The organism is Chrysiogenia bacterium (genome assembly GCA_020434085.1).
In the GTDB taxonomy this organism is placed as follows: Bacteria; JAGRBM01; JAGRBM01; order JAGRBM01; family JAGRBM01; genus JAGRBM01.
Genome location: JAGRBM010000143.1, coordinates 1 through 3222 on the forward strand (window position 1 = coordinate 1; position 3222 = coordinate 3222).

The following is a 3222-nucleotide window of genomic DNA, read 5'->3' on the forward strand; positions in this document are numbered from 1 at the left end:
GGGTCATCTTCTACGCAGAGAATTCGCTGGAGGGGCTGGGTCATGCTGGACGGCGACAGATCGGCGCGCACCGGGTCAGTACAGCGCCACTGCCTCTACTCCTGATGACGGGCACGGATGCCCGGCTATCCCGCTCGATCCCAATGCTGGCATTATAGGGCCAATGCCCCCGTCCGATCCAAGCGGGTATTGGGATTTTCCGCCAAACCAGCGCAATTGCTTCGCGGCATCGACCTTGGGTGCGCGGTTTGCTAAACCTAGGTGCAGACAAACACCTGGACTCTGCCGCCCATTGAGAACTTCAGAGCGGAACATGCCGAGCATTCTGGCCATTGATGACGACCCCTCCATCCTCTCGTTGATCGGGTCGATTGCCGCCTCTTTGGGATGCGAATATCGCGGTGCGCCCAGCATCGAAGAGGGCGAGCACGAACTCCAGATCGCCCTGCCCGACCTGCTCATCGTCGACGGCCTGCTGCCCGACGGTACGGGAATCGAACTGCTCGCCCGGGTTCTTCCCTCACACGAGACGCCGCCCAAGTCGCTCTTTCTCTCCGCCTTTTTCAAGGGCTTTCGCACCTTTGAAGAGCTCTACCGCCTGGGCGTGGACAAGGTCATCCACAAACCGGTGACCCCGGAATCGTTGACCAAGGAAATCGCCGACCTGCTGGGCATGGCACCGGCTGCCGGCAATGACGAAGAAGATGCCGGCAAACAGGAGCTCAAGTCCGAGCTTGCAAAGCTGCAGGCCAAGTTCATCGAGTCCCTGCCGGAAAAGCGCACGCTCATTGAAACCCTTGCGCGTTCAGCTCACCAGGCAGACCTTGCCGACATGCAGCAGCAGGTCCACCGCCTCTCCGGCACGGCCGGCACCTACGGGCTGCCCGCCATTTCCGAGGCCGCTTATCAGGTGGACCGCGCCCTGCAGACGGGCAAGTCGGTGAGCGAGGTGCGCGACCTGCTCGACGACCTGCTCCACCAGCTCAGCCAGGCACGCCCGAATGACCCGGGCGCCGAAGACGCCAAGGCCGGTCACCGGCTGCTCAAGTTCCGTCAGGTGCTCTTCGTCCATCGCGAATCGAGCAGCGCGGACCTGCTGCGCGCGGAGCTGACCAACGCCGGCCTGCTTGTCGAAAATGCCGGGGGGCCCGAAGAGGCGACCCACATGGCCGCCGGCCTCCATCCCGACATCGTGATCGCCGAGTGCTGCGAGGAAGTCAGCGATGAGGAAATCGCAAGCCTGAGCAAGTTGCGCCAGGCGCTCGACCCATCGGTCCCGATCATCTTCCTCACTTCCCACGAAGATCTCGACCGGCGCGTGGCCGCCAGTCTGGCCGGCGGCGCCATGTTCCTGACCCTGCCGGTCACGGGCACCGAGATGCTCAAGACCATCCAGAAGTGCCTGGCCGGAAATGAAGTGGGCGGCCCGATCCTCGTCGTCGATGATGATGCCGCGATGCTCAAGCTGGCGGAGAAAGTCCTTTCAAGCGACGGTCTCCAGGTTCGCAGCGCGGTCAATCCCCAGGATTTCTGGAGTGCCCTGGAGAGCGAGCCCCCCTCGCTCATCGTCATGGACGTGCAGCTTCCCGTCTACAGCGGGTACGAGCTCTGCCGCGTCATCAAGTCCGACCCGCGCTTTCGCGACATCCCGGTGATGATGCTCACCGCGCGCAACGACGTGTCCGACCGCATCGCCGCATTCCAGGCCGGCGCCGACGACTTCCTGGCCAAGCCCATCGTTCCCGAAGAATTCATCGCGCGCGTTCGCGCCCGCATGCGCAAGGCTGAAGAGGCCGCGAGCCGCGGGCTCAAGGACCGCCTGACCGGCCTGCTCACCCGCGCCGCGATGGAGGAAATTCTCGACCGCGCACTCCGCCAGTTCCGGCGCACCGCCCTTGCCAGCGACGGCAAACGCGCGGGCGTGCTGCTGATCGACATCGATGACTTGAGCGAGCTCAACGAGGCGCGCGGGAATCACGCCGGCGACGCGGCGCTGCAACTGGTGGCCGATTCCTTCGACCAGGCCGTGCGCCCGGGCGATGCCGCCTGCCGCTGGGGCGGCGAGGAATTCGTGATCCTGCTGGGCGATGCCAGTGAGAACAATTACCGGGCGACCTTCGAACGCTTGCAGCAGTTTCTTGCCCGGCACCCCATTGAAACCGGGAACGGCCCGCCCATCGAGGTGCGCGTCAGCGCCGGCGGCGCGCGCTTCGAAGCAGGTGATACGCCGCTTTCGCTGCTGCGCCGCGCCGATGCGGCGCTCTATTGGGCGAAGGAGCGGGGCAAGAACCGGCTGGAGCTTGAATCCCCCGCCGCCTCGCGCGAGGCGGGCAGGGGCGCCCCGGGCACGGCGATTCCCCGCTTCCAGGGCATGATCGGCAACAGCCCGGCCATGCAGGAGCCCTTTCGCCGCATCCAACTGGCGGCGCAGAGCGATGTCACCGTCCTGCTGCGCGGGGAATCGGGCACGGGCAAGGAACTGGCCGCGCGCGCCATTCACGACCTGAGCGAGCGGCACGAGAAACCCTTCATCGCAGTCAACTGCTCGGCGCTTCCCGAGTCACTTCTCGAGAGCGAGCTCTTCGGCCACGTGCGCGGCGCCTTCACCGGCGCGCACCGCGACAAGACCGGCGTGTTCGAGTCCGCACGCGGCGGCACGCTCTTTCTCGACGAGATCGGCGATGTGAGCCCGCTCATTCAGCTCAAGCTGCTCCGCGTGCTGCAGGAACGCGAGATCCGCCGCGTCGGTGGCGACAAGGCGATTCCCGTTGACGTGCGCGTCGTTACGGCGACGAACAAGGACCTGGAAAAGCTCATCGAGAACGAGGTGTTCCGCGAAGATTTCTACTACCGAATCCGCGTGTTCGAGATCAACCTGCCCCCGCTTCGCGATCGCGTCGAGGACATTCCGCTTCTGATCGATGCTCTGGTTGCCGAGTTCGCCCGCACCCGCGGCAAGCCGGTACATGGCCTGACCGGCAACGCGCTCGAGCGCCTGTGCCACTATTCGTGGCCGGGCAATGTGCGCGAGTTACGCAACGCAATCGAGCATGGCTTCGTCACCGTCCGCGGCGACCGGATCACCCTGGAGGACCTTCCCACCGAGCTGCGCGAGGCCGAGGCCGGGGCGCCCGTGCGCCGGCAGCAGGAACCCAGCGAACGCGACCGCATTGTCTCGGCACTTCGTCACTCCCAGGGCAACCGCACCCGCGCGGCCGAGAC

The 3222-nt window shown here is 65.5% G+C and carries 1 protein-coding gene; it reads left to right on the plus strand.

Going from position 1 to position 3222, the window contains the following annotated elements:
- Positions 1-313 precede the first annotated feature (313 nt).
- On the plus strand, positions 314-3222 hold a 2909-nt coding region (locus KDH09_04680), incomplete at its 3' end, for a sigma 54-interacting transcriptional regulator (GenBank protein MCB0218968.1).